The sequence below is a fragment of the Flavobacterium sp. FPG59 genome (assembly GCF_002150205.1).
GTDB lineage: Bacteria > Bacteroidota > Bacteroidia > Flavobacteriales > Flavobacteriaceae > Flavobacterium.
In genome coordinates this window covers 1-2,974 of sequence record NZ_MTCA01000298.1, presented here as the reverse complement: position 1 = coordinate 2,974, position 2,974 = coordinate 1, and the positions used below count along the sequence as shown (strand labels likewise).

Below are 2,974 nucleotides of genomic sequence, written 5' to 3'. Positions count from 1 at the left end.
AAGGAGTACAAATTTGAAAACCTATATAAGAGTTACGTTAACATTTTTTTTGTTTATTGGAATACAAAAAAATTACAGTCAGCATTTTACTAAAATGCAAGCGGTTGTTCATCCTGAAAGAAAAACTATCACCGTAGAACAGGAATTTGTGTATCACAATGAGTCGAATGATACGCTTACATCTTTAGTTTTTAACGATTGGAATAACGCTTATGCAACTAAATTTACTCCTCTAGCCAAACGTTTTTCGGACGAATTTTACAGAGGTTTTCACCTAGCCAAAGAGGATGATCGTGGAAGTACTCAAAATTTAAAAATACTAGATACAACCACCGAATTACAATGGAACCGATCTGAAAAAAACGCAGATTTAGTTGTTGTTACGCTTTCTAGCGCTTTATTACCAGCTCAAAAAGTAAAACTTAGTTTTACCTACACCTTAAAAATACCAAATTCAAAATTCACAAATTATGGTGTTGATAATAACGAAAACTACAACTTAAAAAACTGTTTCTTAGTTCCTGCTCGCTACGATAATAACAACTTTGCGCTTTACAGCAACAACAATCTTGATGATAGTGCAAACGGAATTACAAGCATGGAAATTTTACTGACTATTCCAAGTACAAAAATCCTTTCTACTGACTTAAATTCACAGGAACTTACTGCAAATGGTGGTATTACAACACATCTTTTGAAAGGTAATAATAGGACAAATGTAAGCTTAATACTTACCTCAAAGCCTCAATTCATAAGTTATAAGAATAATATTGTAGATGTTGTTACTGATCTCAAAAATACTAAATTAGACGATATTCAAAAAGCAATGATTATTGATAAAGTAGTCAATTATACGCATACACTTATTGGGAAATATCCTCATGAAAAAATCATTGTTTCACAAAATGATTATGATAAAAATCCGTTTTATGGTTTAAACCAATTACCCTCTTTTTTAAGCCCATTTCCTGAAGAGTTTCTTTATGAAATTAAGTTTTTAAAAACATACTTGAATTCTTTTCTTAAAACAAGCATGCACCTTGACCCTAGAAAAGAAAATTGGATTTATGATGGGATTCAGGTTTATGCTATGATGCAATATATTGACCAAAATTATCCTAACACAAAAATGATTGGCAACCTAGCCAGATTTAAACTATTGCGCAATTTTAATATTGCAAATATTGGTTTTAATGACCAGTACAGCTATTTTTATATGTTAATGGCTCGTAAAAATCTGGATCAACCTCTAGCTGAATCAAAAAATAATTTAATTAAATTTAATGAACAAATTGCTAATAAATACAAAGCTGGATTAAGTATTAGGTTTCTTGATGATTATCTTAAACAAGATATTGTGACCCAAAGTATTCAAGATTTGTATGCAAAAAAACAAAATGCACTCACAACTAGAACTGATTTTGAAACGCTTTTAAAATCTAAAACTAAGAAAGATATAGGTTGGTTTTTTACAACCATGATCAACTCTAGAGATCTTATTGATTACAAATTTACAACTCTAAGTAAGACAAAGGATAGTATTACTTTTTCTGTAAAGAATAAAACAGGAACGGCAATTCCTATACCTGTTTATGGAACTAAGAAAGGTGCTACTGTTTTTAAACAATGGTTTGATATTGAAGCTTGTGATAGCACTATTACCATTCCTAGAAAAAACATTGATCGCTTGATTTTAAACTTAAAAAATGAGGTGCCAGAATTTAACTTGCGGAATAACTGGAAAAAATTAAACGGTTTTTTCCCAAATAACAGACCTATTAAATTTGTTTTTATGAAAGATCTTGAAGATCCGTATTACAATCAAATTTTGTACGTCCCTTCTATTTACTATAATTTATACGATGGCCTTACACCTGGAATTAGATTGCACAACAAAACTATTCTGGATAAACCCTTCCTTTTTGATGTAAATCCATCCTACTCTACTCGATCACAAAATGTTTCAGGATCAGCGGCATTTGTTGTAAATCAAAACATTCGAACAAGTTCTTTGTATAATATTCGTTACGGCATAAGTGCCAATTACTTTAATTATGCACAAGACGCAGCGTATTTAAGGCTAAATCCTTCCGTCCAATTTCGTATTCGTGAACCTAATTTTAGAGACAATAGAAAACAGTTGATATTGCTAAGGCAAGTCATAGTGAATAGAGAAGAAAGCGCTTTTGTAACCGATAATACAACTAATAACTATTCTGTTTTTGATGCTCGCTATATCAATACTAAAACTGAAGTTACCAATCACGTCAATTTTACAACTGATTTACAAATAGCAAGTCAATTTAGTAAACTAACCGCCGAAATGGAATTTAGAAAACTTTTTGAAAACAACCGGCAACTTAATTTGCGTTTCTACGCAGGAAGTTTTTTATACAACAAAACCCAATCTGACTTTTTTAGTTTTGCCTTAGACCGTCCAACTGATTATTTATTTGATTACGGCTACATAGGTAGATCAGAAAACAGTGGTATTTTTAGTCAGCAATACATCATTGCCGAGGGTGGTTTTAAATCAAAAATAGATACTCCATTTGCAAATAGGTGGTTAACTAGTTTAAATGCTAGCTATAGTATTTGGAACTGGATTGAATTGTATGGAGATATAGGATTTATGAAAAATAATGGTTCAAAAGAGCGTTTTGTGTACGATAGCGGTATACGCTTGAACCTTGTAACCGACTACTTTGAACTGTACTTTCCTGTTTATTCTAACAATGGTTGGGAAATTTCTCAGGATAAGTACAACGAAAAAATACGCTTTATAGTAACTTTTTCACCTAAAACATTAATCAATCTTTTTAATCGAAAGTGGTTCTAAACGGAAGAGATATTGTCAATTTATTGAATTATTATCAAATATTTACTAATAAAATTACATATAATAAAAAAATAAAGTTCATTTACTTAGAATAAATTGTGAAAATTAAATTCTATTTTTTTCAATGTGCTATGA

At 30.6% G+C, this 2,974-nt stretch carries 1 protein-coding gene; it reads left to right on the top strand.

From position 1 onward, the window contains the following. A partial coding sequence (locus FPG59_RS15285) for a hypothetical protein (RefSeq protein ID WP_369596828.1) occupies positions 1 to 2,839 on the top strand: 2,839 nt, incomplete at its 5' end. Between the last annotated feature and the right edge of the window lie 135 nt (positions 2,840 to 2,974).